Raw genomic sequence first — 25152 nt, 5'->3', positions numbered from 1 at the left:
GGCGAGGCGGGGCGGTGGATCAGGTGGTTTCGTTGTCGTTGGGCGGCCGGAGCCACAGCGGATAGGGGATGCCCGCCATCCGGTTGATCACGAATCCCTGGATGACGATGACCAGCACCGCGAGCATCATGATGCCCAGTTGAGGGGGCGTCCGCAGCAGGCCCAGCGCGACGATGAGGGTGGTGGCGCCGGCCGGCGGATGTGCGGCGTCGAACACGGGCATCAGCCCGCAGGTCAGGCCGAGCGCGATGGCGGAGGCCAGAATCCGACTGGGACCGATGCTCTCCAGGTCGGGCGGGGTGTCCAGCAGTCCGGTGACCGCCAGCGCGAACCAGCCGGCCAGCACACCGATCAGGTGCCCGATCAGGCTGTTGTGCGGCGAGGCCGAAGCGCTCCGCGGCGTGTAGAAGAGCAGGAACGCCGTGGGACCCAGGGACGGGAAGACGAACGGGGCGTTGGTGGTGTAGGCGATTATCGCCATGAGTCCCAGCGAGATGAAGCTGTTGAGACCGCTGTATACGGCACGCACCAACCGTTCCGGGTAACGCCGCACCAGTTCGTCGAACTGGAGCGCGGCGATCCCGTGCCGGGGCCGGTCGTTCATCGGATCTCCTGGGACTGGAGACCCCGGCGTTCTGGCCGGGGATGGTCGGATATCGCGCCGTTCCCGGTCGCGCCGGGGATGTGCGGGCCGCGGGTTTGACGGACGACAGGCACCGCGTCTCAAGCCGGATGGTCAGAGGCTGCTCCGTTCGCGGGCTTGAGGGACGAGGCACGCCGGGGAGTGGTCAGATGTCGCTCCGCTCCCAGCCGCGCCGGGGTGCGGTGGTGCCGATGACGTGCGGGTCGCGGGCCCGGTAGACGATGTAGGGGCGGAACAGGTACGGCACCGGGGCGGTGAACGAGTGCACCAGCCGGGTGAACGGCAGGATCGCGAACAGCAGCAGTCCGGACACCGCGTGGATGCGGTACTCCACCGGCGTGTTCGCCATGAGCGACACCTCCGGCTGGAAGACGAACAGGCTGCGCACCCAGGGGGCGATGTCCGTCCGGTAGTTGTAGCCGGGCCCGGAGGCGTTGATCAGCGTGGTGGACAGCCCGAGGCCCAGCGCGCCGACCAGGAAGACGTACATGATCTTGTCGTTGACGGTGGTGGCGAGGAAGACCGGCCCGGTGGTGCGGCGCCGCCAGATCAGCAGCATGATGCCGAAGAAGGTGAGCACCCCGGCGGTTATGCCGACCCAGAGCGCCATCGTGTGGTAGTCGTTCTCGTCGAAGCCGATGGCGTCCGTCCAGCCCTGCGGGATGAACAGGCCGATCAGGTGACCTGCCAGCACGAACAGCAGTCCCACGTGGAAGATCGGGCTGCCGAACCGCAGCAACCGCGATTCGTACAGTTCCGATGAACGCGTGGTCCAGCCGAACCTGTCGTAGCGCCACCGCCAGATGAGGCCGGTGACGAGCAGGGCGACGGCCGCGTAGGGCAGCGCCCCCCACAGGAAGACGTCAGCGGGCGAGGGCATCACGGACCTCCGGGACTCTGCTGTCCGACGGTGTTCTCCGGCGCGCCTGCCGGTTCCTGGCCGAGGTGTACGAGGTCATCCGATGCCTCCGAGATCGCCGATGGGACTGTCGATGGGACTGCCGGCCGGGTTCGGGAGGAGGATCGGCGGGAGGAGGCCGGTGGTGTTCAGGCCGACCGGTTCCGGTCCGGTGTTCAACGGGAGTCTCCCCAGGGCGCGGGCCTCCTCGCGGGTGCGCGGGGAGGGGCCGGGAAGCGTGCCGCACACCGCCTCCAGCAGCGCCGCGTACGGTGTGCCGGCCTCGATGAGGGCGAACCGCAGCGACTCCAGGGCGGCCCGGTGCTCCAGCAGCAGCGCGGTGCCGTCCTCGGGCTCCAGCGCCGCGTACTCCAGGACGACCGGCAGGTAGTCCGGCAGCTCGGCGCCGTCCGGGGGGAGGAGCCCGCGGGCCAGGTAGCGGGACTTGAGCGTGGCCAGCGAGAACCCCCGGCGGCGGGTGTCCCCGTCGCTCCACCAGGTCAGGTGCAGCGAACGGCGGTTGCGGGTGTCGAAGGTCGCCACATAGTGTTTCTCGGCCCGCAACGGCTCCTCGGCCGCCAGGTGGTCGACGAACCCGGCGACGGCGGCCACCGTCGGATGCGCGCCGCTCTCGGCGAGCGCGGCCCGGATCAGCGGCAGCCGGTCGAAGAGATCCCGGTCGGGATAGTCCAGGCACAGTCCGGCGGCCCGGCGCACCACGGCCCGGTCGTTCGCGGACGGTCTCCGTTTCCGGGAGGTCCAGCGCGGTCTCACGGGTTCGGCCCCTTCTGGAACGGCCGTCGAGTGGTCTCGCCTTCCTGGGGAGGTCGCCCGGTGATCTCGCCGGCGCCGGCGTCCGGTCCGGCGCCCCCGGCCGTCTCGCCGTCTCGTGAGCCGGTCGAGCCGTTGCCCGCCCCGGGCGGGAACATCCCCTCGGGCAGGCCACGGCCGTCCCAGTTGAGCAGGTTGACCCGGCCGCGCAGGCCGGAGGTGTCGGCGGAGGTGTCCGCCGTGCTGCGGTCACGCAGGATGTGGAAGGTCTCCACGGACAGCGGCGCCGGACGTCCGGACGCCTCGCCGAACGGCCCCGAGGCGGTGCCGCCCCCCATCCCGGGACCGCCCTCGTAGTTCAGGCTGCACCCGGTCAGCGCCGACTCCTCCAGGGCGCGGACGTCCCCGGCGCCGGCGGTCGGGATGACGTAACGGTCCTCGTACTTCGACAGGGCCAGCAGCCGGTACATGTCGTCCAGCTGCTCGACGGTGAAGCCGACCGACTCGGCGATCGCCGGATCGGCGGCGTCACCGAGGTTGAGCCGCCGCCGGTGGGCGCGCATCGCGGCCAGCCGCCGCAGTGCCAGCTCGACGGGGGCCGGGTCGCCCGCGGTGAACAGTCCGGCGAGGTAGGAGACGGGGATGCGCAGCTTCTCGATGGCGCCGAACAGGTTCTCGTGGTCCTCCCCGTCGTGCCCGGCGGCGGTGATCGCCTCCACCACGGGGGACAGCGGCGGCACGTACCAGACCATCGGCAGCGTGCGGTACTCCGGATGCAGGGGCAGCGCCACCCCGTACCTGGTGATCAGGTCGTAGACGGGAGAGCGGCGGGCCGCCTCCATCCATTCGTGCGGGATGCCCGCCCGCTCGGCCTCGACGCCGACCTGCGGGTCGTGGGGATCGAGGAAGACACCGAGCTGCGCCGGGTAGAGATCCTGCTCCCGCGGGGTGGCGGCGGCCTGCGGCACCCGGTCGGCGTCGTAGAGGAGCACGCCGATGTTCCGCAGCCGCCCCACACAGGTCTCCGAGCAGACGGTGGGCAGCCCGACCTCGATCCGCGGGAAGCAGAAGGTGCACTTCTCGGCCTTGCCGGTCCTGTGGTTGAAGTACATCTTCTTGTACGGGCAGCCGGTCACGCACATCCGCCACCCCCGGCAGCGGTCCTGGTCGACCAGCACGATCCCGTCCTCCACCCGCTTGTACAGCGCGCCGGACGGGCAGGACGCCACGCAGGACGGGTTGAGGCAGTGCTCGCAGATCCGCGGCAGGTAGAACATGAACGTCTGCTCGAACTCCAGCTTGATCTTCTCCTGGATCCGGTTGAGGATGACGTCGTCCTCGCCGTGCTGCGGCATGCCGCCCAGGCTGTCGTCCCAGTTCGCCGACCAGGCGATGGTGCTCATCGGCTTGCCGCTGAGCAGTGACCGGGGCGCCGCCACCGGGAAGTCGTCGCCGAGCGGCGCCTCGGCGACCGACTGGTAGTCGTACGTCCACGGCTCGTAGTAGTCGCGGATGTTGGGCAGCAGCGGGTTGGCGAAGATGCTCGCCAGCCGGCGCAGCCGGCCCCCGGACCGGGGGACCAGCCGGCCCCGCCGGGTCAGCCTCCAGCCGCCGCGCCACCGCTCCTGGTCCTCGTAACGGCGCGGATAACCCTGTCCGGGACGGGTCTCCACGTTGTTGAACCACACGTACTCGACCCCGGGCCTGCTGGTCCAGGTCTGCTTGCAGGTGACCGAGCAGGTGTGGCAGCCGATGCACTTGTCGAGGTTCATCACCATGGCGATCTGCGACATCACCCGCATCAGTACTCGACCTCCTGGGCACGCCGCCGGAGCACGGTGATCTCGTCCCGCTGGGTGCCGACCGGGCCGAAGTAGTTGGGGAAGAAGGTCAGCTGCCCGTAGCCGCCGATGAGGTGGGTGGGTTTGAGCAGTACGCGGGTCAGCGAGTTGTGGATGCCGCCGCGCCGCCCGGTGGCCTCGCTCCTGGGCACCGCGATGACCCGATCCTGGGCGTGGTGCATGTAGACGGTCCCGGCCGGCATCCGGTGCGAGACGATGGCCCGGGCGACCACGACGCCGTTGCGGTTGACCGCCTCGATCCAGTCGTTGTCGACGACGCCGACGGCCTCGGCGTCCTGCGGGCTGATCCAGATCACCTGGCCGCCCCGGGACAGCGACAGCATGATCAGGTTGTCCTGGTACTCCGAGTGGATGGACCACTTGTTGTGTGGGGTGAGATACCGGACCGTCACCTCCCGCGTGCCGTTCTCACCGAGGACGGGCTCGCCGAACAGCCGGTGCATGTTCAACGGCGGCCGGTAGATCGGCAGGTTCTCGCCGAGCTCCCGCATCCAGTCGTGGTCGAGGTAGAAGTGCTGGCGTCCGGTGAGGGTGTGCCAGGGTTTGGCGTGCTCGACGTTGATGGTGAAAGGGCTGTAGTGGCGGTCGCCGCTCTCGTCACCGGCCCACTCGGGGCTGGTGAGGGTTTGCTGCGGTCGCGCCTGGGTGTCGGCGAACCGGATGCGCCGATCCGCGTCCGCACGGCCCAGTCCGGCCAGGCCGCCTCCGGAGCCGACCCGCCGGTCCAGAGTGCGGAAGCCCTGGTCGGCCAGGCGTCCGTTGGTGGAGCCGGACAGTGCGAGTATCGCCTCGCACGCCTTCTTCCCGGTGTCGATCAATGGCCGTCCGTCGGCCGGGCCGCCGCGCGCGGTTCCGTTCGCGGCGGCGAGCTCGGCGAGCTCGGAGCCCACCTCGTAGACGACGCCCTTGCAGGGCAACCCCTTGGAGTCGGCGAGCGGGCCGAGCGTGCGCATCTGGTCGGCGATCGCGGTGTAGTCCCGCTCGACGACGGTCAGCGCCGGCATCGTCTTACCCGGCACCGGTGTCGAGGAGTCGGCCCGCCAGTCCTGGGCGGTGCCCAGCGGGTTGCCGAGGTCGCCGGGCGTGTCGTGGTTGAACGGGGTGGCCACCAGGTCGTACCGGGTTCCCAGGTACCGGACGGCCATCTCGGAGAAGACCCTGGCGATGTCGTTGAAGATCTCGAAGTCGGTACGCGCCTGCCAGGGCGGTTCCACCGCGGGGTTGAACGAGTGCACGAACGGGTGCATGTCGGTGGCGTTCAGGTCGTGCTTCTCGTACCAGGTCGCGGCGGGCAGCGTGATGTCCGCCAGCAGCGTCGTGGAGGTCATCCGGAAGTCCACGGAGAGCAGCAGGTCGAGCTTGCCCTCGGGGGCCGGATCCCGCCAGCGCACGTCCCGTGGCTGGACCTCCTCGGGCGCCTCGGTGGCCCGCAGGTTGTCGTGCGTGCCGAGCAGGTGGCGCTGGAAGTACTCGGCGCCCTTACCGGACGAGCCCAGCAGGTTGGCCCGCCAGGTGAGGAGGATGCGCGGCCAGTTGTCCGGATGGTCGGGGTCGTCGACGGCGAAGCCGAGCCGGCCGGCGGCCAGTTCGGCGGCGATGTGCTCGTTCGGGTCCCGGCCGGAGGCGCGCGCCTCGTCGGCCAGGTCCAGCGGGTTGCGGTCGAAGGTGGGGTAGGTGGGCATCCAGCCGAGCCGGGAGGACTGGGCCAGGACGTCCACCGCGGTCATCCCGGCGAAGCGGCCCGCCCCGAGCGGTGAGGCCAGGGCGTCGGCACGGAAGTGGTCGTAGCGCCACTGGTCGGTGTGCAGGAAGAAGAACCCGGTGCCGATCATCTGCCGGCTGGGCCGCTGCCAGTCGGCGGCGGTGGCCAGCGTGGCCCAGCCGGTGAGCGGTCGGCACTTCTCCTGGCCGACGTAGTGCGCCCAGCCGCCGCCGTTGCGTCCCACGCAGCCGGTGAGCAGCAGCAGGGTGATGAAGTTGCGGTAGGTGGTCTCCGAATGGAACCAGTGGTTGGTGCCCGCCCCCATGAGGATCATGCAGCGGCCGTCGGTGCGCTCGGCGGTCCGGGCGAACTCCCTGGCGATCCGGGTGGCGGCGGCGGCCGGCACCGAGGTGATCGTCTCCTGCCAGGCCGGGGTGCCGGGTGCCGCCGCGTCGTCGTAGCCGGTCGGCCAGTCGCCGGGAAGTCCGTCCCGGCCCACCCCGTAGCGGGCCAGCAGCAGGTCGAAGACGGTGGTGACCAGCGGCCCGCCGGGTGTCACCCGCCCCGCGGGTACGCCGCGCCGCAGCACCGCGCCCGAGCCGTCGGCGGTGTCGAAGCGGGGCAGCAGCACCTCGACGCCGGTGGCCTCCGCGTCGCCGTACAGGGTGAGCCGGGGGACCACGTCGCCCAGCCTCAGGTTCCACCGGCCCTCCTCCTTCGACCAGCGGTCGGCGACCGTGCCGTTCGGGATGATCGGGGTGCCGGTGGCGTCGTCCAGCAGCACGGTGCGCCAGGCGGCGTGTTCGAGCGTGGCCGGCTTTCCACCGAGGTCGGCGGCGCGCAGGAACCGCCCGGGGATGTACGAGCCGTCCCGCTCCTCCAGCGTCACCAGGAACGGCAGGTCGGTGAAGCGGCGGACGTAGTCGGCGAAGTACGGCACCTGCCGCTCGACGAACCACTCCCGCAGGATCACGTGCCCCATCGCGGCGGCCAGCGCGCCGTCGGTGCCCGGATGGGGATGGAGCCAGTCGTCGGCGAACTTGGTGTTGTCGGCGAAGTCGGGGGAGACCACCACGACCTTCTGGCCGTTGTAGCGGGCCTCGGCCATCCAGTGCGCGTCCGGTGTCCGGGTGACCGGGACGTTGGACCCCCACATGATCAGGTAGGCCGCGTCCCACCAGTCGCCGGACACCGGTACGTCGGTCTGGTCGCCGAACACCTGCGGGGAGGCCACCGGCAGGTCGGCGTACCAGTCGTAGAACGACAGCGCCTGGCCGCCGATCAGCGCCAGGAACCGGGTACCGATCGCGTGGGAGAGGATCGACTGGCCCGGGATGGGAGTGAACCCGGCGATCCGGTCCGGACCGTACCTCTTGATGGTGTACACGTGGGCGGCGGCGATCATCTCCAGCGCCTCCGGCCAGCTGATGCGCACCAGCCCGCCCTTGCCGCGCGCCTGCTGGTAGCGTCGCCGCCGCTCCGGGTCGCCCACCACGTCCGCCCAGGCCAGCAACGGGTCCCCGAGCCGCTCCTTGGCCTGGCGGTACATCTCCACGAGCACCCCGCGCGCGTACGGGTATCGCACCCGGGTCGGCGAGTAGGTGTACCAGGAGAACGCCGCCCCCCGCGGGCACCCTCGCGGCTCGTACTCGGGCCGGTCGGGGCCGGCCGTCGGGTAGTCGACCTCCTGCGTCTCCCAGGTGATGATCCCGTTCTTGACGTACACCCGCCAGCTGCACGATCCGGTGCAGTTCACCCCGTGGGTGGACCGCACGATCTTGTCGTGTGACCACCGGTCCCGGTAGAAGGTGTCCGAGTTCCTGCCCCCCCGGTAGGAGACATCCCGTAGGTCATCGGAGTAGGTGCCCCGGCTGAAAAACCGCCCCACCCGTAGCAGCGCCTCCGCCGCTCCCTCCGTTGTGGGTTTCCCGGCCGTCCGTTTGTTGACCATGGGGTGTATCTACCGGTGGATGTGTCGGGCAACCGGTCAGGCCCGCAAACTTTGGGTATTCACCGCTTAGCTTCGATATCACGTGGGCGAAGAACCTGGGGGCTCAGGCTCACCGGTCCGGTTGCCCCGCGGTGGTGAGCCGGGCGGCGCGGGTGGTGAGGTAGTCGCGCTCCGGGGTGCTCGTCGTGCGGCTCGCCGCCGCACGGTAGTCGTCGACGGCCGCCCGCGGGTCACCGGCCATCTCCAGCAGGTGGGCCCGGGCGGTGTGGAAGCGGTGGTGTCCCGACAGGCGGTCTTCGAGTTCGCCGAGCATCTCCAGGCCGGTCGCGGGGCCGTGCGCCATGGCGGCGGCGACGGCGCGGTTGAGCGAGACCATCGGGTTGTCGGACATGCGTTCCAGCAGGCCGTACAGGGCCAGGATCTGCGGCCAGTCGGTCTCCTCGGCCGTCGGCGCCTCGTCGTGGACCGCGGCGATCGCCGCCTGGAGCTGGTAGGGACCGACCGCGCCCCTGGCCAGGGTGTCGGTGATGAGCGCGATCCCCTCGGCGACCGCCCTGCCGTCCCACAGGCTCCGATCCTGCTCCGCCAGCGGGATCGGGGCGCCGTCCGCGCCGGTCCGCGCGGGGCGCCGGGCGTCGGTGAGCAGCATCAGCGCGAGCAGCCCGGCCACCTCGCGGTCGTCGGGGAGCAGGTCGTGAGCCATCCTGGTCAGCCTGATCGCCTCGCGGGACAGCTCCACGCGCTGCAGGTCGGGGCCGGCGCTGCTGGCGTAGCCCTCGTTGAAGATGAGGTACAGCACGTGCAGCACCGAGCCGAGCCGCCGCGCCCGTTCCTGGGGAGCGGGCATGCCGAAGGGGATGCCGGACGCCTTGATGCGCTGTTTGGCCCGGCTGATCCGCTGTGCCATGGTCGCCTCGGGCACCAGGAAGGCCCTGGCGATCTCGGCGGTGGTCAGGCCGCCCACGGACCGCAGGGTGAGGGCGATCGCCGAGGCCGAGGTCAGCGCGGGGTGACAGCAGAGGAACAGCGTGGTCAGCGTGTCGTCCCGGTCCCTCACGCGCGTGTCGTCCGCCGGCGGGGCGGTACGCAGCTCGGGAGGCGCCTGCGTGGCCACCAGCTCCTCCCGGCGGCGGCGGGCCTGCTCGTTGCGCACCTGCTCGGTCATCCGGCGGTACGCGACCTGGATGAGCCACCCCTGCGGATTGGCGGGTACGCCCTCCGCCGGCCACTGGGCGATGGCGTCGAGCAGCGCCTCCTGGACCGCGTCCTCGGCGGCGGTGAAGTCTCCGAAGCGACGGGTGAGCACACCGACGACCTGCGGCACCAGTTGGCGCAGCAGGTCGTCGATGGCCGGGCTATCCAGCGGTCACAGCTCCTCGGACGGGGCTGCCGACATCACCTCGCGCACCTCGATCGGCATGTTCAACGGCTTGCCGCCGGGGCCGGGCGCGGCCGAGACGTGCGCGGCGAGTTCGACGGCGCGCTCGGGGCTGTCGCAGTCGATGATCCAGTAGCCGATCAGGAACTCCTTCGTCTCGGGAAACGGGCCGTCCGTGATGACGGGCGCGCCGCCCTCGCCGGCCCGGACGATCCTGGCCTGCTCCGGGGCCGCCAGCCCCTGCGCGTCCACGAACTCCCCGGCCTCGATGAACTTCCTGTTCGTGTCGTGCATGAACTCGATGTGGGCCTTGACGTCCTCGACGGGCCAGATGTGCATCGGCGGGATCTCATCCTGCATCTGCCCGCTGAACTGCATCAGCATCATGTATTTCACGTCTTCGCTCCTCACGTTCGAACGCCGTTCTCGGCGTTCTCACCCACAGGTAGAAGCAGACCCGGTCGTTCTCGACATTCTGCTGGACATTCGTGCAGAAAAATCTGCCGGAGTTCGCCCGGCACACCCGGCGAGCCGCAGCGGGACGGGTGTCCGGCGCCGTGGGCGTGGGCCCGGTCCCGCTCGTCGCGGCGGCCGGAGATGGGGAAGGCGGGCGGGACTACAGGCCCATCTCGCGGGTCAGCAGCCGGTGTGCCTGCTCGATGTCGGCCTGGGTGTGACCGGGGATGCTCCGGTCGAGCTGCTGGAGGAGGTCCATCAGGGCCTGCTTCTGCGCCATGTGCCGGACGGGGATCTGATCAAGGTCCACGCTGATGAGCCAGTCGAACAGCACCACCGCGTCGGCGGTCCACAGGCTCAGCGCGGTCATGTCCGAGGCTGCCATTCTCAGGCCGGGCGTTCCGCTCATGCGAGCAACCTACCTCCATGCCTATATGCGAAATAACCCGCTTTGTCATCTCAATATGCCGGACTTACGGCGGGACCGGAACTACTGCCGAGTAGTGATCGAAAACATTAGAAAATCGCTAGAAAGTGAAGTTATATACTTTTTGACCGTTAGCTTCGTGCGTATTCGGTGAATGTCCGGATTCCAGCTCGCGCACACTCCCGGTCGCCCCGAGGACCCCGCCCGACCGTCCCGGTCACCCCGAGGACCCCGCCCGGGCGGCGGGACGAGCCCCCCCCGGGGAGGAACTCATCGCCCGCTGAGCGCCGCCCACAGGGTTTCGAACTCCTCGGAGGTCAAGGAGTTCAGGCCGAAGTCGCCGGGATAGATCGGGCCCTCGGCCAGGAAGCCGTGCTCGTCCTCGATATGACTCCACGAGTACGTACGGGCCACGCCGTCCGAGCCCAGCTCGGCGTGGCGCACCGGCCAGTACTCCCCGCCGCTGTCGATGACGGTCTCGAACAGCCATACGTGGCCGTCGCCGTCCACCCCGTGCCAGTACAGGTGTGGCCGGTCGCTCTCGTCGAGCGCCCGGATCGTTTCCTTGCGACGGTCTTGCAGCATTCTGCTCCCGATGTTCACCAAAAGCGGTCTGAGGACGCTTATCCTGCCCTTTGCTATGTTGCGAGTTCTTGGTCCGCTTCAAGCGGAGATCAATGGTCGTACGGTCGACCTCGGCACCTCCCGGCAGCGGGCCGTGGTGGCCAGGCTCGTCGCGGCGGGTGGACACGTGGTCTCCACCGATCGTTTCATTGATGACCTGTGGCGCGGGCAACCCCCTCCCAAGGCGTTGGCCGCCCTCCAGGTCTATGTGTCCAACCTGCGACGGGCGCTCGAACCCGGACGGCTGCCGCGCACACCCGCCACGGTACTGGTCAGTGCCGCACCCGGTTACCGCCTCCGGCTGGAGCCCGAGCGGGTGGACGCCTGGCTGTTCCCCCGCCTGGTCGACGCCGCCGGGGCCGCGCTCGCCGTGGGAGACGGGGCGCGGGCCCTGGAGGCGGTGGACCGGGCACTCGCGCTCTGGCAGGGGCCCGCCTACGCGGAGTTCGCCGACGACGAGTGGGCGGAGCCCGAGGCCGTACGGCTGGGCGAGCTGCGGCTGGTCGCCGTGGAGCACCGGGCGGAGGCGCTGCTGGTGCTCGGCCGCAACGCCGAGATCGAGCTTGAGCAGCACGTCCGAGCACATCCTCTCAGGGAGAACGCCGTCCGGCTGCTCGCCCTGGCCTACTACCGAGCCGGTCGGCAGGCCGATGCCCTGGCCACGATCAGGAAGGCCCGCGGGACCCTCGCCGACGAGCTGGGGGTGGATCCCGGTCCCGCGCTGCGCGCGCTGGAAGGCGACATCCTCGCCCACGCCGACTCCCTGAACCGCCCGGCCACGCCCGCCTCCGGTGCCGACAGGGCCACCACGGGAGAGCCGGAGCGGGACGGGTGGCGGGCCCCGGACCCGCCGGACCTCGCCACCGCCCCGGTAGCCGACCTCGTGGGCCGTACCGAGGAGATGGCGGCGCTGCAGGCGGTCGCCGACCGGGGCGGGCTGCGCACGGTCTGGCTGGGCGGAGACCCCGGAGCGGGCAAGAGCGCGCTGGCCACGGCCTTCGCCAGGCGGCAGGCGGCACGTGGCTGGCTGACCGCGACCGGGCAGTGCCCGGAGACCGACGGCGGGGCGCCGCCCGCCTGGGCGTGGAGCGAGGTGCTGCGCGCGCTGGCCGCGGACCGGCCGCCCCAGGACGACCTGGCCGTCCGGCTGGCGCCGCTGCTGAGCGACGATGCCCAGCCGGCGGGACCGTTTCTCCTGGCCCGGGCAGTGGGCGACTACCTGTCCCGGATCGTCGGGCAGGGCACTCGGCTGCTGGTGGTCATGGAGGACGTGCACCGGGCCGACAGCGAGACACTCCAGCTTCTGCGCCACCTCGCGACGGGCGTCGCCGAGGTCGACATCATGATCGTCGCGACCTACCGGCCCACCGAGGCCGTCGACCACCTGGGGGCGACCTGGGCGGCCCTGGCCGGGCGCGACACCCACCGGCTCGACCTGCACGGGCTCGGCGACGAGGACGTGGCGCTGCTGCTGCGTGAGCGTTCTGGCCGGGAGGTGGACGCGGTGACCGCGCGGACCGTGGCCGAGCGCACCGGCGGCAACCCGCTGTTCGTCTGCGAGACCGCGCGGTTGATCACCACGGACGGCACCTCGGCCGCCCGCGCGTTGCCGCCGGGCGTGCGCGACCTGATCAGGCGCAGGATCGCCAGGCTGCCCGCGACGGCCCAGAGAACCCTGCGGGACGCGGCCGTCGTCGGGCGGGACGTCGACGTCGACGTGCTGCTCGCCCTGGACGGTTCCGACGAGGACACCGTGCTCGAAGCGCTGGAGGCGGGCGTGCTGACCGGGCTGCTGACCGAACCCGCGCCGGGCCGGGTGCGCTTCGCCCACGTCCTCGTCCGGGAGACGCTGTACGAGGACACGCCGGGACTGCGCCGGGTTCGCCTGCACGGCAGGGTCGTCGGCGCGCTGGAGCAGGTCAGGCCGGGAGAGGTCACCGCGCTGGCCCACCACGCGCTCGCCGCGGCCACCGGGGCCACCGCGGTCTCAGCGGAGCGGGCGGTGTCCTACGCCAGGGCGGCGGCCGAGCAGGCGCGCGGCATGCACTCCTACCGGGAGGCCGAGACGTTCTACCGGGGGGCGCTGGACCTCGCCGCCGACGACGCGCTCCGGCTCGACCTGCTCTGCTCGCTGGTGCGGGTCCAGGCGCACGAGGGCAACGTGCTGGCCGCCAGGGAGAACCGGAAGCGGGCCATCGCCCTGGCGCGGCAGCTGGGTGAAGGCCTGAACCGGGCGCTGACCGCCTACGACGCCCCGGTGACCTGGTCGATCCAGCCGGACAGGTGCGTGGACCAGCCGCTCGTCGAGGCGTTGGTGCAGGCGCTGGACGGCGCCGACGACGAGACCCGCTGCCGGTTGCTGGCCGCGCTCGTCTTCGAGTTGGAAGGGCACGACGACGAGCGCTGCCTGGCCTACAGCGCCGAGGCGATCATGATCGCCCGGCGGGTGGGTCGCAGCGATCTCATCTGCCTGGCCCTGAACGCCCGCTACTTCGTGCTGCTGACCCCGGACCGCCGTGACGAGCTGGAGGTCCTGGGCCGGGAGCTGGCCTACCTGGGCGACCGCGACGAGCTGCCCGGGTACGCGATGCAGGGGCACCACGCCCTGTTCATGGTCAGCCTGGGCCGCTGCGACGTGGCCGCGGCCAGGCGGCACGCGGATCGCGCCCTGGAGCACTCCACCACCGGCCAGCTCGTGCTGGCGCTGAGCGTGCTGTCCATGCTCGACACCCTGGTCATGCTGATCAAGGGCGACTTCGAGGGCGCGGAACGGTCATACCTGGCGGTCGGCGAGCGGATGGTGGCCGCGGGCGGGGCCAACGCCCACGTCATCGGTGCCCTGGGCCGCTTCGTGGTCCGGCTGGCGGGCGGCGTGCCGCACGACATGACGGAACTGCTGACGCTGTACTCCTTCGTTCCCAAGGGGCTGGCCGACCTCATCGTCCGGGCGCTGGTCGCCGAGGGCAGGGTGGACGAGGCGCGCGCCTACTGGCAACCCGACCAGGAGCCGCACCTGGACTACTACTGGCTTTTCTGGCAGGGACTGCGCGGGGAGAGCGCGATCGCGCTGGGCGACCGGGCGGTGGCCGAAGGCTGCTACCGGAAGCTCCTGCCCTGGGACGGGGAGCTGGCCGGGATGCACTCCGGATCGGTCACGCTGGGTCCGGTCGCCCTGATCCTGGGTGACCTGGCCGTCTTCCTCGGACGCGACGCGAGTGCCCACTACGAGCAGGCGAGACGGGTCGCCGAGCGGATCGGCTCGCCACACTGGGCGCGCAGGGCGACGGAGGCACTCGCGGAAAGCAGGGGCCAGGCGTCGGGAGGCTAGAGCCGCGCATGGGCGGCCCGCCCAGGGCGGTAGCGGGCACACCGGGTCCGGTGCCGGATCATGCCGCGGGGGTCGATGCTCCGGGACGGCATGGCGGTGCGGTCCGGATCAGAGGTCGGCGAGGGGGCCGAAGACGAGCCGCTGACGGCGCCGGTGGCCGCGCCGGAACAGGGAGAGCATCAGCGTCAGCATGGGACCGGCGAGCTTGCGCAGCCGGGCCAGTTCGTCGGGCTTGGCGTACTGCTCGATCCTCGGCAGATCGACCTTGACGTTCCCGCCCTTGCGTACCGCCGTCTCGACCGTCTCCCAGTCGGCGACGGACACGTACTTCTTGATGATCGGGAAGAGCAGCCGCTCCTCTTCGACGATGTGCTCGTCGAGCATGTCGGCCAGCCGGGTGAGGGACTTGACGAGTACGGAGGCGTTGCCGGTCGAGGCGAACGCGGCGGCCTGGCCGTTGATCTCGGCCAGCAACGGGTCGAGGTCGGCGTGGTCGTCACTGAGGTCGCGCAGGTCCACCGCGGCTCCGGCGGACCGTTCGAGGACGGGCCAGAGCACCTCGTCCTCCATCGTGTGGTGATGGTGGATGCCCTGGTTCAGGGTCGTGATGAATTCGGCGATGGCGCGGGCGCGGGCCGGATCGGTCACCTGCCGTCCCGTGGTCAGCTGGTTCGCGAGCTCGGCGAGGCGGCGGGTGTCGGCGCGCATGGCGCGGTGGGTGATCTGGAATCCCAGCAGTTCCGGGGTCATCTCGGGGGCTCCTTAGGGGGTGCGGGTGCTTACCCAACCACGGTGCGGCAACCCTCTTATGAGCTACTTGGCGGCTACTTGGTGATCATCCGGCTCCCGACGTGGCGGACTTGGCGAGGACGCGCCTCCACTGCCGCCCGGTGCCCGTCGTGGCGGCCGTGGTGGAGGTCGTTGGGGGCTCCCGGGCGGAGGCCGGATCCGGGGTGCCTGCGGCGGTCCCAGGTGATCCCCGGGGAAGGACGTGTGGTGATCCGGACGGTCCCCGATTGATTTCGCATCCCGCTCCGGAGCCGTGTATGGTTACACCTGTCCGCAAGCGAGAGCGACACGGACAGGCCCCTTTAGCTCAGTCGGCAGAGCGTCTCCATGGTAAGGAGAAGGTCTACGGTTCGATTCCGTAAAGGGGCTCAACAGCCTAAAAGCCCTGACCTTCGGGTTGGGGCTTTCGGCTTGGCTGGCCTTTAAGTCAGCCAGAAAACACTCAAGGTTCCCGAGGCATGAACGGGCATACTGGGGTAACCCAGAAGAGGTCGCCCTGACCTGCACAAGTACGCAGGCACTCTGCGGGTCGGGTATCCTTGCGAGGTCGGTCGATTCCATCGGCCTCAAGGCGGAGTAGCTCAGTCAGGCAGAGCAAACGGCTCATAATCGTTGTGTCGCCGGTTCAAGTCCGGCCTCCGCTACTACCCACCGGGGTCCCCTCTCACAGAGGGGTTCTGCTGTGGGTTGTCCACTGTCCCGAACGTAGAAAGGCACTCCCAAGTGGCTGCCACCGACGTTAGGCCGAAGATCACGCTGGCCTGCCAGGAGTGCAAGCACCGCAACTACATCACGCGGAAGAACCGGCGCAACGACCCGGATCGGCTTGAGCTGAAGAAGTACTGCCCGAACTGCAAGACGCACCAGGCGCACCGCGAGACTCGCTAGTCCGCGAAGCCTCCCGCTCCGGTGGGAGATGAGTGTCTGATGGGCACGCACATACTCCACGAAAACCGGCGTCCTCAAACGGGCGCCGGTTTGTCGTATCCGCACAGCTTTTCCACCCGGGTATTGACCGCGGCGGACAGGCGGAGCCGTAGTGGTCTCGGGCTACGGTTTCCTGGTGGCCCCGAGGGCACACCTTGGAATCCTGTGCTGTTACTGTCGGCCCGACCCACCGGTTCCGGCCTCGCCGGCTCGGTATCCGCTAAGGAGCACGATGGCCTTGAACCGTGACTTCATCGGGCGGGCGTCCGCGCCCTCCTCGCCGTACGAGGTCAGCCGGGTGAAGATCAAAGAGTTCGCCGCCGCGATCGGCGACGACAACCCGATCTACCGGGACAGGGAGGCCGCCCAGGCGGCCGGACATCCCGATGTGATCGCCCCGCCGACCTTCCCCATCGTGTTCAGCCTGGCCGGGGGGACGATCCTGGCCGACCCCGAGCTCGGGCTGAACTTCGCCATGGTGGTCCACGGCGAGCAGCGTTTCGAGTACCGGCGGCCGATCCACGCCGGGGACGAGCTGGTCAGCGTCTCCACCGTGACCGACATCCGCAACGTCGGCCGCAATGAGCTGATCACCGTCAAGAGCGAGGTCAGCACCGTCGACGGCGAGCCCGTGTGCACGACCTACAACACCATCGTCGAGCGTGGAGGGGCGGGCTGAGATGGCTGCGACTGTCAAGTACGACGAGGTCGAGACGGGTCTCCAGATCCCGCCCGCCGACTACCCGGTGCGCCGCGCCAACCTGGTGATGTACGCCGGGGCGTCCGGTGACTTCAACCCCATCCACTGGAACGAGCGCTTCGCCAAGACCGTCGGGCTACCGGACGTCATCGCCCACGGCATGTTCACCATGGCCCAGGGGGGACGGTTCGTCACCGACTGGGCGGGCGACCCGGGCGCGGTCGTCGACTACGGGGTGCGCTTCTCCTCCATGGTCGTCGTACCGGATGACGAACAGGGCGCCGTCATCACCGTGAGCGGGATCATCGAGGAGAAGCTTGAGGACAAGCGTGTGGTGGTCGCCCTGACCGCCAGGTCCAACGACTCCCGGGTCCTGTCCAAGGCCCGCGCGGTGGTCCAGCTGTCGTAGGCGCTCATCGGGCGAGGGCGTGCTCGCGGGCCGAATCTTCTCTCGGTCCGTGGGTAGCGTCCCCAGCATGAGCGAAGTACCACCTGATGTGACCAACCTGGCCGAGCGGTGGACCAGGGCGCGAGCCGGGCACGACCATGCCACGGCCGACGCGCTCCGCGACGAGATCAGAGCTGAGGGCTGGCTCGTCCAGGACACCGCGGTCGGCTTCGAGCTCATCCCCGTGCCACCCTTCGAAGTGTGGCCCACGCTCCGTTCCCTGCCCGAGGACGCCTCGGCCGCCGGGAGGCGCGAGGGTTCCGGCGCGGGCTCCGGCGCGCGGCCGGGTACCTCCGCGGACACCGGCACCGAAGACGCAGCCCGGCGGGCCGAATCCGCCGATGCCAGGCAGGTCGCCGAGGCCGCGGATCCGGGGCGGCACCCCGGGCGGCTCGAAACCCTGGACGCGGAGCGGATCGCCGAGACCGAGGCGGCACCCCGGCCGAGGCCCGAGGGCTCCGAGCTGGTCGGCCGGTCGGACGATCTCCACGGCCATCCCGAGCGGATGGTCTCCTCCCAGTTGCTCTGGGACGCCAGCCTGTCGGTCTCCCGGCTCGACGAGACCATCGTCGCCCCCGCCGAGGTCGAGGAGCCGAGGGCGGCGCACTCCACGGTGACCGTCGCGCTGCTGGTCGACGGCCGGCCAGAAGAGCTGCGCGAGTGCGTACGCGCCCTGGTCGCCCGTACGGAGGCCAGGATCCTCGCCCTCGACCTGGGGAACCTGGACGGAGCCGGAGCCGTCCTGCAGGAGTTGGTGCAGGAGTTCCCCCACCGGGTGACGGCATGGCATGTGGCCGAACTCCCGCACTGGAGGGGCGGCTCCGCAGGATGGGGGGAGAGCCGTGACAGGTTGCTGCGCCTCGACACCTCCGACGTGCACGTCGTCATGGACACCTCGATGATCCTGGCAGGCGACGCCATCACCCCGCTGGTCAAGGCGCTGGACGACGACGTCACCGCGGCGGGCTGGAAGGGCGTGAACCCTCGTGAGGACGGCCAGGAGTGGCTGGAGGCCGAGCCGGGCGAGGTCCGGGCACTGCTCGGCCACCTGATCGCGGTCAGACGCGACGCGGCGCTCGCCGCGGGCGGCTTCCCCACCGAGGCCCGTTACTACCGCAACGCCGACCTGGAGTTCTCGCTCGGGCTCCCCGGCACCCTGGTCGGCCTGGGCAAGGACCTCCCGGTCCACCAGGAGCGGCACCGCGGCCAGGACGACGTCGACCCCGAATATCGCGACAGGGAGTCGCGGCGGACCTACGACCGGGTGCTGAGCCTGCTGCGCTCCCCGTAGGCTGGTCGCGGATTTCTGCCGGGTGTGGGGAAGCGTATGACGGAGCGGATGGCAGGGGTACGGCTGGCGCCGTACACGACGCTTGGGCTGGGCGGAGAGGCCAGGGCGTTCGTGGCGGCCGGATCGGCCGAGGAGATCGTCGAGCTGGTGGCCGAGGCCGACCGGGTGGGCGAGCCGGTGCTGGTGCTCGGCGGCGGCAGCAACCTGGTCGTCTCCGACGAGGGGTTCGACGGCCTGGTCGTGCGTGTCGCCTCCCAGGGCGTCGAGATCGACGGGGGCCGGGTCACCGCGCAGGCGGGTGAGGACTGGGACTCACTGGTCGAGCGCGTGGTGGCGGAGGGCCGCTCGGGAGTGGAGTGTCTGTCCGGCATCCCCGGGCTGGTCGGATCCACGCCGATCCAGAACGTCGGCGCCTACGGGCAGGACGTCTCCCAGACGATCACCGCTGTCCGGGTCTACGACCGCCGGAGCGGCGAGGTGCGGGACCTGATCGCGCGGGAGTGCGGGTTCGCCTACCGGCACAGCGCGTTCAAGGAGGAACTCGGGCGGCACGTGGTGCTCGCGGTCACCTACGAACTGGCGGCCGACGACGCGCTGTCCGGCCCGATCGCCTACCGGGAGCTGGCCCTGCGGCTGGGGGTGGCCCTGGGAGACCGGGTGCCGCTGGCGCGGGCTCGCGCGGCGGTACTGGAGTTGCGCGCGGGCAAGGGCATGGTCCTGGACGCGGCCGACCCGGACACCCGCAGCGCGGGGTCGTTCTTCACCAACCCGATCCTGACCGGCGGACAGGCCGCCGAGCTGGAGCTGCGGGCGCCGGGGTTCCCCCGCTGGGACATGCCGGACGGGACGGTCAAGGTCCCGGCGGCATGGTTGATCGAGAACGCCGGGTTCCCGAAGGGATACCGGCGCGGCCCGGCCCGCATCTCCACCAAGCACACCCTTGCAATGACAAATCCGGAAATGTCGGCCTCGACCGAGGAGCTTCTCGATCTCGCCCGCGAGGTCAGGGACGGGGTCTTCGAGAAATTCGGCGTCACTCTCGTCAACGAGCCCGTGATGGTCGGCACCCGCCTCTGAGCTCTGCGGAGCCGAAGGCGCCGGTCTCCGGAAATGAGCATTCCGCCTCGGCTGCTATGGTCTGAGGGAAACACCCGAAGGGGAGTAGTCCCAATCGCGTGATCGACATACTGGCGCCCCTGGGCGCCCGGTCGCGCGGGCCTCGGATCCGGCCGTTCTCACACGGCTCCGGGGCGGACGAGACCTTCGGCCTGGCAGGCAATCATCGATGCCGCCGGGCCGAAGTCGTGCCCGAAACTCCCCGGGTGCCCCCCTTCAGCCCGGCCGCACGTGCGGGAAGGGCACCCTCCATTGGAAGCGTTCTGGATCAGCCTTGTTGTGATCTTCGTCGCGGAGTTGGGCGACAAGAGTCAGCTCATGGCCATGACCTTCGCCACCCGGTTCAAGCCGTGGCCGGTCCTCGCCGGAATCACCCTGGCCACCGCGGTGGTCCACCTGGTCAGTGTCGGTCTCGGCGGCCTTGTCGGTGACTTTCTCCCCACTACGGCGATCACGATCATCGCCGGCATCGCCTTCCTCGGCTTCGCCCTGTGGACGTTGCGCGGGGACGAGTTGACGGACGAGGAGGCCCAGAAGGCGCAGCGCACCACCCGATCGGCGATCATCGCCGTGACCGTCGCCTTCTTCCTCGCCGAGCTGGGCGACAAGACCATGCTCGCCACCATCACCCTCGCCACCCAGCACGGCTGGTTCGGCACCTGGGTCGGCTCGACCGTCGGCATGGTCGCCGCCGACGCCCTGGCCATCCTGGTCGGACGGATGCTCGGCAAGCACCTGCCGGAGAAGGTCATCAGGTACGGCGCCGCCGCCGCGTTCGCCGTCTTCGGCGTGATCCTGCTGCTCGAACCCCTGCTGACCTGACCGCGCTCCTCCCCGGCGGAGCGGTGACCGGTCAGGCCAGCCGGGCTTCGATCTCCCGCACGCTGGGATTGACCAGCGCCGATCCGTCGGGGAGGAGCACGGTGGGAATCAGCCAGGAACCACCGCCGAGGTCGGTGATGAGCTCGATCGCGCCGGGCGTCCGGTCGACGTCCACCTCGACGAAGGGGATCTCCGCGCGGGTGAGCGCGGCCTTCAGCCGGTGGCAGTGACCGCACCACGGAGCGCTGTAAACGGTGAGGGAGGACATGGATTCCCTATTCGAAAGGTGGGTTTGACGTGGACGACAACCAGTGAATATTCTCACTTGCCAAGTGGATGTTAATGGTAGACACAGCAGCTGAGCGGGCTGGCTGGTCGCACGAAAGTGGGTCCCCGTGACCGAGCTCCCCGACGTCGCCCTCACCCGGCGGTCCCTGCTGAGATCCATCGCCATCGTGAGCGGCCTGGCCGCAGTCCCCGGTCTCGCCGCGGCCTGCGGGTCGCCCGAACCGGCGGCCGGGGGCCCGGCGGGGGCGGCGAAGTCCCTTGACGTCCTCAAGGTCGCGCTGCCCTCCTCCCTCGGCTCGCTCGACGCGAGCAAGGAGGCGGGCATCATGAACTACGTCGTCGCGCTCCTGTGCCAGGAGGCGCTCGTCGGGGTGGGGCGCGACGGCAGCCTCCAGCCATCGCTCGCCGAGTCCTGGACCAGGAAGGACGCGACGACCTATGTCTACGCCATCCGCCAGGGCGTGACCTTCTCCGACGGGACGCCGCTGACCGCGGACGACGTCGTGGCCAGCCTCGACCTGCACGCGCGAAAGGGCTCCACCTCGGCCTTCGCGTACGCGTACGCCAATGTGAAAAAGATCGACGCGAGCGGGCCGTCCGAGGTCACGATCACGCTGAAGCGGCCCGACGCCTCGTTCGCCTGGACGCCCTCGCCAGGCACCCTCATGGTCACGAGCAGGAAGTTCATCGAGGTCTCCGGCGACGGCATCGGCACTCCCACCGCGAAGATCCTGGGCACGGGCCCGTACCGGGTGACGGAGTTCGCCCCCGACTCGCACGTGACGCTGGAGCGCAACGACGCCTGGTGGGGAGGCAAGGTCCCGTACCGCCGGATTGAAATCGACTTCGTTCCCGAGGAGTCGACCAGGCTCCTCGCCATGCGCGGCGGGTCCGTCGACGTGGCGCTGAACGTGCCCGCCGAGCAGATCGACCAGTGGAAGGGGCTGCCCGGTGTCGAGGTGAAGGCGGCGAGTGATCGCTCCCTCGTCACGCTCGCCTTCAACACCGCCAAGAAGCCGTGGGACGACGTCCACGTCCGCAGGGCGGTCGCCCACGCCGTCGACAGGGAGGGAATCCTCCGCAGCGTGCTGCGCGGTCACGGCAGGGTGGCCACCACGCTCACCGACCCCGCCCAGTGGGGCGGCGTGCTCGGTGAGGCGGAGGTGGAGAACCTGTACGCGAGCATTCCGCAGTACGGGTTCGACCTGGCCAAGGCGCGTGCCGAACTGGCCGCCTCCTCGGTGCCCGGCGGCTTCGCCGACGTGCTGACCTACCCGAACAGCGGGCCGCAACTCGGCCGGGCCGCACTGACCCTCGCCGAGAACCTCAAGGGCATCGGCATCACCCTTGAGGTCAAGGAGGTCCCGCTGGAGCAGTGGATCGCCGAGCTCGGCAAGCACGCCTCCGGCGTCTACCTGGGATGGTACTTCGCCACCACGGGCGACCCCGCGGAGTACGTCCAGCAGCTTCTGAACGGCGCCGCCACCGGTGTGAACGGCACGAACATCGCCGAGTATGCCAATGCCGAGGTGACCGGGTTGCTCGACGAGGCGAAGACGGGAACCGACGACACGGCACGCGGCAGGCTTCTTGGGGAGGCGCTGGTCAAGGCCGCGGGTGACGTCCCGTACCAGCCGCTCTGGTGGGGAGAGGCGGCGACGGCGTTCGGCCCCGGCGTGGGGACCGGCGAGTTCGGGCCCTACTTCTTCGTAGGCCCCTGGGCCACCGAGATCACCACCCGCTCATGACCGCGGCACTGGAGGCGTACGCCGCACTCGCCGGTCTGCGCGTGCCCGACGCCGTGGTGCTGGATCCGGAGGGGGCTCGCGTCGCCTGCGTTCTTCCGCGCCCGGACGGCCGTCCCGTCGCACACGTACTCGACCTGTCCGGAGCCGAGAGCGGGAACCGAGGACCGGTCCCGGTGCCCGTTCCCGTGGCGGGCACGGGGACGGAATGGCACGCGTTGACGCGGTGGCTGCCGGACGGGAGGCTGCTGCTCGCCGCCGGTGACGGTCCGGACCTCGACCACGTCGAGGTCCGTTCACCCGGCGATCCGGTCCCCGCCTGGCGGGTCCGGGTGGGAGGGGAGATCGAGGACCTCGTCCCCGGTGGTGACGGTACCGTGCTCGTGCGGTTCGCCGACCCCGGCAGCGAGCGCGACGGCAGCCACCTCGGCCTCCGGGTCCGCGACGAGACCGACCCCTTCGTCCGCACGCCGGGCGACAGGCGCAGGCGACTCGCGTGGGCACGGGTGGGCGACGGGGAGCTGCGGCCGGTGCCACTGCGCGGCCTGACCGTGTGGGACGCCGATTGGCGGGACGGCGTCGTACTGGCCGTCACCTCGGCCGACGAGACGCCCGCCGGGTACTACCGGCCCGCCCTCGACCTGGTCGATCCCGAAAGCGGTGAACCCCGGACCCTGCTGCGCACCTCCTGGCAGCTCAGCCGCCCCCGGCTGGCGCCCGGCGGGCGTACCGCCGTCGTGGTCGAGGGGCTCTCCATCGTCTCCGGGCGGATCATCCGCGTCGACCTCGTCACCGGGGAGGCCACGCCACTGGCCGCCGTCGACGACGTCACCGATCTGGGCTGGCTGGACGAGGACACCCTGTGGTTCACCGGGTGGTCGGGTACCGGCACGCACGGCGGAACCCTGACCGCCGACGGCCGCCTGCTGACCCGCTGGACCTCCTGGGGAACCCTGGGCGGGCGCGATGGGCAACCGTCACTCTCGGTGGATCGCACCGGTGCGCTCGCCGTCGCCGTCTGGGAGACGGCCGAATGCCCCCCGGAGGTGGCGGTCGCCCAGGTGGCCAAGGGCGACTGGCGTCAGGTCACCGATCTCAACGCCGCGCTGGCACCGCTCGCCGTGCACCAGGAGGAGATCTCCTGGACCGGCCAGGACGGCCTCGCCGTCCAGGGTCTCCTGCTGCGGAGGTCGCCGATCTCACCCGTCGTCACCGTCGATCCCGCCGTTTCCCCGAACCTCTCCCCCTCCACCGGCCCCGCCGGCCCCACGGGAGGCGGCGGGACCGAAGCGGGACCGTCGCCGCTGGTGGTGATCGTGCATGGAGGGCCGACCTGGCTGTGGTCCACTGCCTTCGCGCCGGCCGAGTCCGGCGGGCTCGCCGCCGCACTCGCGCACGCGGGGGCGGCCGTACTGCTGCCGAACCCGCGCGGGAGCAGCGGGCGCGGCCAGGAGTACGCGCGCCGGGTCATCGGGCGATTCGGTGAGGACGACCTGGGCGACGTCCTCGCGGGTGTGGACCACCTCGTCGCGGCCGGAGTCGCGGACCCGGACCGGATGGCCGTCATGGGGCTCAGCTACGGCGGCTACCTGAGCGCGTGGGCGGTGACCCGGACCGGCCGGTTCCGGGCAGCCGTGGTGATGTCCGGGGTGAGCGACTGGCTCAGCTTCGCCACCGCGAGCAACCTCGGCGGCGGCTTCGACCTCCTCTACCACCGAGGGGCCGACCCCGCCACGCCCCAGGGCAGGGAGTTTCTCGCCGCCCGCTCGCCGGTGTGCCATGCGGCCGGGGTCACCACACCGACGCTGATCCTGCACGGCGCCGAGGACCGCACCACCCCCGTCGGGCAGGCGGAGCAGCTCTATCGTGCCTGGTCGGCGGCCGGCGTCCGGACCCAGCTGGTCGTCTACCCTCGGGAGGGCCACGAGCTGACAGAGAAAGCGCATCGCGGGGACGCGGCGGAGCGCGTGGTCGCGTGGCTGACAGGAAACGGGGTGCTCTGATGGCGGGGCGTGACCGGGGTCTCTTCCTGCTGCGTAGGTTCGCGGGCACCGTCGTCGTCGTCGCGCTGCTGTCGGTCGGCATGTTCGGTCTGCTCTACCTCGCCCCCGGCTCGGTCCAGCAGACCCTGCTGGGCACCCGCCCCGCCACCCTGGAGACCATCGCGGCGATTCAGGCCCGCTACCACCTCGACGAACCGCTGCCCGCGCAGTACCTGCGCTGGCTCGGCGGCGTCCTCCACGGCGACCTCGGGACCTCGGTCAGGACCGGGATGCCGGTCGCCGACATGATCGGCCAGCGACTGCCGCTCACCCTGGCGCTCGTCGGGTACGGTGCGCTGCTCGCCCTGCTCGTGGGGGTTCCGCTGGGCGTGGTCGGGGCGCTGCGGCGGGGCCGGGCCGCCGATCGCCTCGTCGTCACCGCCGGTGTGGTGGGGTTGAGCGCCCCGCCCTTCGCGGTCGGGCTGCTGCTGCTCGTGGTGTTCGCCGCGGGGCTCGGCTGGTTTCCCGTGTACGGGACGGGCGAGGGCCTGGCCGACCAGGCGTGGCACCTCACGCTGCCCGCGGTCGCGCTGGCCGTCGGCGCCGTGGGCATGTTCGTCCGCTTCAGCAGGGCGGCGCTCATCCGCGAACTCGACCAGGACTACGTGGTCTTCGCCCGCGCGCGTGGCCTGAGCGGCGCGGCCGTCATCGGATACGCGCTGCGCAACTCGCTGGTCCCCATCCTCACCGCGGCCGGGCTCATCGTGACCGGCATGCTGGCCGGGACCGTGCTGGTCGAGGTGACGTTCGCGCTTCCCGGTCTCGGATCGCTGCTCGTCGACTCGGTCACCTTCAAGGACGTCCCGGCCGTCCAGGCGCTCGGGCTGCTGTTCACCCTGCTCATCGTCGCAGTCAACCTGCTGGTGGACATCGGCTACTCGGTGGCCGACCCCCGGGTCCGGTTCGGCGGGAGGACATCGTGATTCGCTGTATCTCACCTGAGG

At 70.6% G+C, this 25152-nt stretch carries 21 protein-coding genes and 2 tRNA genes; 12 read left to right on the top strand and 11 right to left on the bottom strand.

The genetic code is table 11. From position 1 onward, the window contains the following. Positions 1 to 19: 19 nt before the first annotated feature. The 9 genes from IG98_RS0133965 to IG98_RS0133925 all read right to left on the bottom strand — a co-directional run bounded on the left by IG98_RS0133965 (position 20) and on the right by IG98_RS0133925 (position 10673). Positions 20 to 604: an HPP family protein gene (locus IG98_RS0133965; protein ID WP_030921801.1), complete on the bottom strand. Its 585-nt coding sequence runs from the start codon at positions 602 to 604 to the stop codon at positions 20 to 22. A gap of 184 nt (positions 605 to 788) precedes the next feature. Then, positions 789 to 1523 (bottom strand): respiratory nitrate reductase subunit gamma, encoded by a 735-nt coding sequence (gene narI / locus IG98_RS0133960; protein WP_030921798.1) that lies wholly within the window; start codon positions 1521 to 1523, stop codon positions 789 to 791. A gap of 75 nt (positions 1524 to 1598) precedes the next feature. Then, complete coding sequence (gene narJ / locus IG98_RS0133955) at positions 1599 to 2315, bottom strand: nitrate reductase molybdenum cofactor assembly chaperone (protein WP_051753302.1); 717 nt, start codon at positions 2313 to 2315, stop codon at positions 1599 to 1601. After that, a complete protein-coding gene (gene narH, locus IG98_RS0133950) occupies positions 2312 to 4114 on the bottom strand; it encodes a nitrate reductase subunit beta (protein WP_051753301.1) in 1803 nt (600 codons plus the stop codon). The genes narJ and narH overlap by 4 nt, the downstream gene beginning before the upstream one ends. After that, the gene (locus tag IG98_RS0133945; RefSeq protein ID WP_030921790.1) at positions 4114 to 7827 is read right to left on the bottom strand and encodes a nitrate reductase subunit alpha; all 3714 of its coding nucleotides are present in this window, start codon (positions 7825 to 7827) and stop codon (positions 4114 to 4116) included. The genes narH and IG98_RS0133945 overlap by 1 nt, the downstream gene beginning before the upstream one ends. A gap of 109 nt (positions 7828 to 7936) precedes the next feature. Further along, positions 7937 to 9190, bottom strand: a complete 1254-nt coding sequence (locus IG98_RS0133940) for an RNA polymerase sigma factor (RefSeq protein ID WP_030921787.1) — start codon at positions 9188 to 9190, stop codon at positions 7937 to 7939. Positions 9191 to 9193: 3 nt separating this feature from the next. Then, a complete protein-coding gene (locus IG98_RS0133935) occupies positions 9194 to 9592 on the bottom strand; it encodes a YciI family protein (protein ID WP_157594681.1) in 399 nt (132 codons plus the stop codon). 229 nt (positions 9593 to 9821) lie between these two features. Then, complete coding sequence (locus tag IG98_RS0133930) at positions 9822 to 10070, bottom strand: hypothetical protein (RefSeq protein ID WP_051753300.1); 249 nt, start codon at positions 10068 to 10070, stop codon at positions 9822 to 9824. A 288-nt stretch (positions 10071 to 10358) separates the two neighbouring features. Beyond that, a complete protein-coding gene (locus tag IG98_RS0133925) occupies positions 10359 to 10673 on the bottom strand; it encodes a hypothetical protein (RefSeq protein ID WP_030921779.1) in 315 nt (104 codons plus the stop codon). A 55-nt stretch (positions 10674 to 10728) separates the two neighbouring features. Between IG98_RS0133925 and IG98_RS0133920 the strand changes: the two genes are divergently transcribed. Further along, positions 10729 to 14040 carry an ATP-binding protein gene (locus IG98_RS0133920; RefSeq protein ID WP_037971920.1) on the top strand — a complete coding sequence of 1104 codons (3312 nt, stop codon included), beginning with the start codon at positions 10729 to 10731 and terminating at the stop codon, positions 14038 to 14040. A 108-nt stretch (positions 14041 to 14148) separates the two neighbouring features. Here IG98_RS0133920 and IG98_RS0133915 read toward each other — a convergent pair whose 3' ends face one another. Beyond that, positions 14149 to 14790 carry a hemerythrin domain-containing protein gene (locus IG98_RS0133915; protein WP_030921773.1) on the bottom strand — a complete coding sequence of 214 codons (642 nt, stop codon included), beginning with the start codon at positions 14788 to 14790 and terminating at the stop codon, positions 14149 to 14151. 335 nt (positions 14791 to 15125) lie between these two features. On the opposite strand from IG98_RS0133915, the gene IG98_RS0133910 reads away from it, so the two are divergent. The 8 genes from IG98_RS0133910 (at position 15126) to IG98_RS0133875 (ending at position 20133) form a co-directional block, all read left to right on the top strand. Then, positions 15126 to 15198: transfer RNA gene (locus tag IG98_RS0133910), tRNA-Thr, on the top strand. A gap of 201 nt (positions 15199 to 15399) precedes the next feature. Further along, positions 15400 to 15473 (top strand) — tRNA-Met (locus tag IG98_RS0133905). A 79-nt stretch (positions 15474 to 15552) separates the two neighbouring features. Next, the gene (gene rpmG / locus IG98_RS0133900; RefSeq protein WP_030921771.1) at positions 15553 to 15717 is read left to right on the top strand and encodes a 50S ribosomal protein L33; all 165 of its coding nucleotides are present in this window, start codon (positions 15553 to 15555) and stop codon (positions 15715 to 15717) included. Between the two features lie 271 nt (positions 15718 to 15988). Further along, complete coding sequence (locus tag IG98_RS0133895) at positions 15989 to 16435, top strand: MaoC family dehydratase N-terminal domain-containing protein (protein WP_030921769.1); 447 nt, start codon at positions 15989 to 15991, stop codon at positions 16433 to 16435. 1 nt (position 16436) lies between these two features. Continuing rightward, complete coding sequence (locus IG98_RS0133890) at positions 16437 to 16865, top strand: MaoC family dehydratase (RefSeq protein WP_030921766.1); 429 nt, start codon at positions 16437 to 16439, stop codon at positions 16863 to 16865. A gap of 67 nt (positions 16866 to 16932) precedes the next feature. Then, positions 16933 to 18195 carry a glycosyltransferase family 2 protein gene (locus IG98_RS47610; RefSeq protein ID WP_157594676.1) on the top strand — a complete coding sequence of 421 codons (1263 nt, stop codon included), beginning with the start codon at positions 16933 to 16935 and terminating at the stop codon, positions 18193 to 18195. 36 nt (positions 18196 to 18231) lie between these two features. Further along, a complete protein-coding gene (locus IG98_RS0133880; RefSeq protein WP_030921759.1) occupies positions 18232 to 19272 on the top strand; it encodes a UDP-N-acetylmuramate dehydrogenase in 1041 nt (346 codons plus the stop codon). A gap of 291 nt (positions 19273 to 19563) precedes the next feature. Then, positions 19564 to 20133, top strand: a complete 570-nt coding sequence (locus tag IG98_RS0133875) for a TMEM165/GDT1 family protein (RefSeq protein WP_030921757.1) — start codon at positions 19564 to 19566, stop codon at positions 20131 to 20133. A 31-nt stretch (positions 20134 to 20164) separates the two neighbouring features. On the opposite strand, the gene IG98_RS0133870 is transcribed toward IG98_RS0133875, so the two are convergent. Then, the gene (locus IG98_RS0133870; RefSeq protein ID WP_030921755.1) at positions 20165 to 20401 is read right to left on the bottom strand and encodes a glutaredoxin family protein; all 237 of its coding nucleotides are present in this window, start codon (positions 20399 to 20401) and stop codon (positions 20165 to 20167) included. Between the two features lie 127 nt (positions 20402 to 20528). Between IG98_RS0133870 and IG98_RS0133865 the strand changes: the two genes are divergently transcribed. Genes IG98_RS0133865 through IG98_RS0133855 form a run of 3 tightly spaced genes read left to right on the top strand, consistent with a single transcriptional unit; the run spans position 20529 to position 25131 of the window. Next, the gene (locus IG98_RS0133865) at positions 20529 to 22169 is read left to right on the top strand and encodes an ABC transporter substrate-binding protein (protein WP_037971919.1); all 1641 of its coding nucleotides are present in this window, start codon (positions 20529 to 20531) and stop codon (positions 22167 to 22169) included. Further along, a complete protein-coding gene (locus IG98_RS0133860; protein ID WP_051753297.1) occupies positions 22166 to 24169 on the top strand; it encodes an alpha/beta hydrolase family protein in 2004 nt (667 codons plus the stop codon). Before IG98_RS0133865 ends, IG98_RS0133860 begins: the two co-directional genes overlap by 4 nt. Further along, positions 24169 to 25131 (top strand): ABC transporter permease, encoded by a 963-nt coding sequence (locus IG98_RS0133855; RefSeq protein ID WP_030921750.1) that lies wholly within the window; start codon positions 24169 to 24171, stop codon positions 25129 to 25131. The genes IG98_RS0133860 and IG98_RS0133855 overlap by 1 nt, the downstream gene beginning before the upstream one ends. Positions 25132 to 25152 lie beyond the last annotated feature (21 nt).

Origin of the sequence: Streptosporangium amethystogenes, from assembly GCF_000721075.1 — a bacterium.
GTDB classification, from domain to species: domain Bacteria; phylum Actinomycetota; class Actinomycetes; order Streptosporangiales; family Streptosporangiaceae; genus Streptosporangium; species Streptosporangium amethystogenes.
This window is presented reverse-complemented; position numbering and strand designations above follow the sequence as displayed.

What these genes read in the sequence shown, in the direction of transcription:
- IG98_RS0133965 (WP_030921801.1), bottom strand. Translation starts at nt 604, where the DNA reads ATGAACGACCGGCCCCGGCACGGGATCGCCGCGCTCCAGTTCGACGAA.
- narI (WP_030921798.1), bottom strand. Translation starts at nt 1,523, where the DNA reads ATGCCCTCGCCCGCTGACGTCTTCCTGTGGGGGGCGCTGCCCTACGCG.
- narH (WP_051753301.1), bottom strand. Translation starts at nt 4,114, where the DNA reads ATGCGGGTGATGTCGCAGATCGCCATGGTGATGAACCTCGACAAGTGC.
- IG98_RS0133945 (WP_030921790.1), bottom strand. Translation starts at nt 7,827, where the DNA reads ATGGTCAACAAACGGACGGCCGGGAAACCCACAACGGAGGGAGCGGCG.
- IG98_RS0133935 (WP_157594681.1), bottom strand. Translation starts at nt 9,592, where the DNA reads ATGATGCTGATGCAGTTCAGCGGGCAGATGCAGGATGAGATCCCGCCG.
- IG98_RS0133930 (WP_051753300.1), bottom strand. Translation starts at nt 10,070, where the DNA reads ATGAGCGGAACGCCCGGCCTGAGAATGGCAGCCTCGGACATGACCGCG.
- IG98_RS0133925 (WP_030921779.1), bottom strand. Translation starts at nt 10,673, where the DNA reads ATGCTGCAAGACCGTCGCAAGGAAACGATCCGGGCGCTCGACGAGAGC.
- IG98_RS0133920 (WP_037971920.1), top strand. Translation starts at nt 10,729, where the DNA reads ATGTTGCGAGTTCTTGGTCCGCTTCAAGCGGAGATCAATGGTCGTACG.
- IG98_RS0133915 (WP_030921773.1), bottom strand. Translation starts at nt 14,790, where the DNA reads ATGACCCCGGAACTGCTGGGATTCCAGATCACCCACCGCGCCATGCGC.
- IG98_RS0133895 (WP_030921769.1), top strand. Translation starts at nt 15,989, where the DNA reads ATGGCCTTGAACCGTGACTTCATCGGGCGGGCGTCCGCGCCCTCCTCG.
- IG98_RS0133890 (WP_030921766.1), top strand. Translation starts at nt 16,437, where the DNA reads ATGGCTGCGACTGTCAAGTACGACGAGGTCGAGACGGGTCTCCAGATC.
- IG98_RS47610 (WP_157594676.1), top strand. Translation starts at nt 16,933, where the DNA reads ATGAGCGAAGTACCACCTGATGTGACCAACCTGGCCGAGCGGTGGACC.
- IG98_RS0133880 (WP_030921759.1), top strand. Translation starts at nt 18,232, where the DNA reads ATGACGGAGCGGATGGCAGGGGTACGGCTGGCGCCGTACACGACGCTT.
- IG98_RS0133870 (WP_030921755.1), bottom strand. Translation starts at nt 20,401, where the DNA reads ATGTCCTCCCTCACCGTTTACAGCGCTCCGTGGTGCGGTCACTGCCAC.
- IG98_RS0133860 (WP_051753297.1), top strand. Translation starts at nt 22,166, where the DNA reads ATGACCGCGGCACTGGAGGCGTACGCCGCACTCGCCGGTCTGCGCGTG.
- IG98_RS0133855 (WP_030921750.1), top strand. Translation starts at nt 24,169, where the DNA reads ATGGCGGGGCGTGACCGGGGTCTCTTCCTGCTGCGTAGGTTCGCGGGC.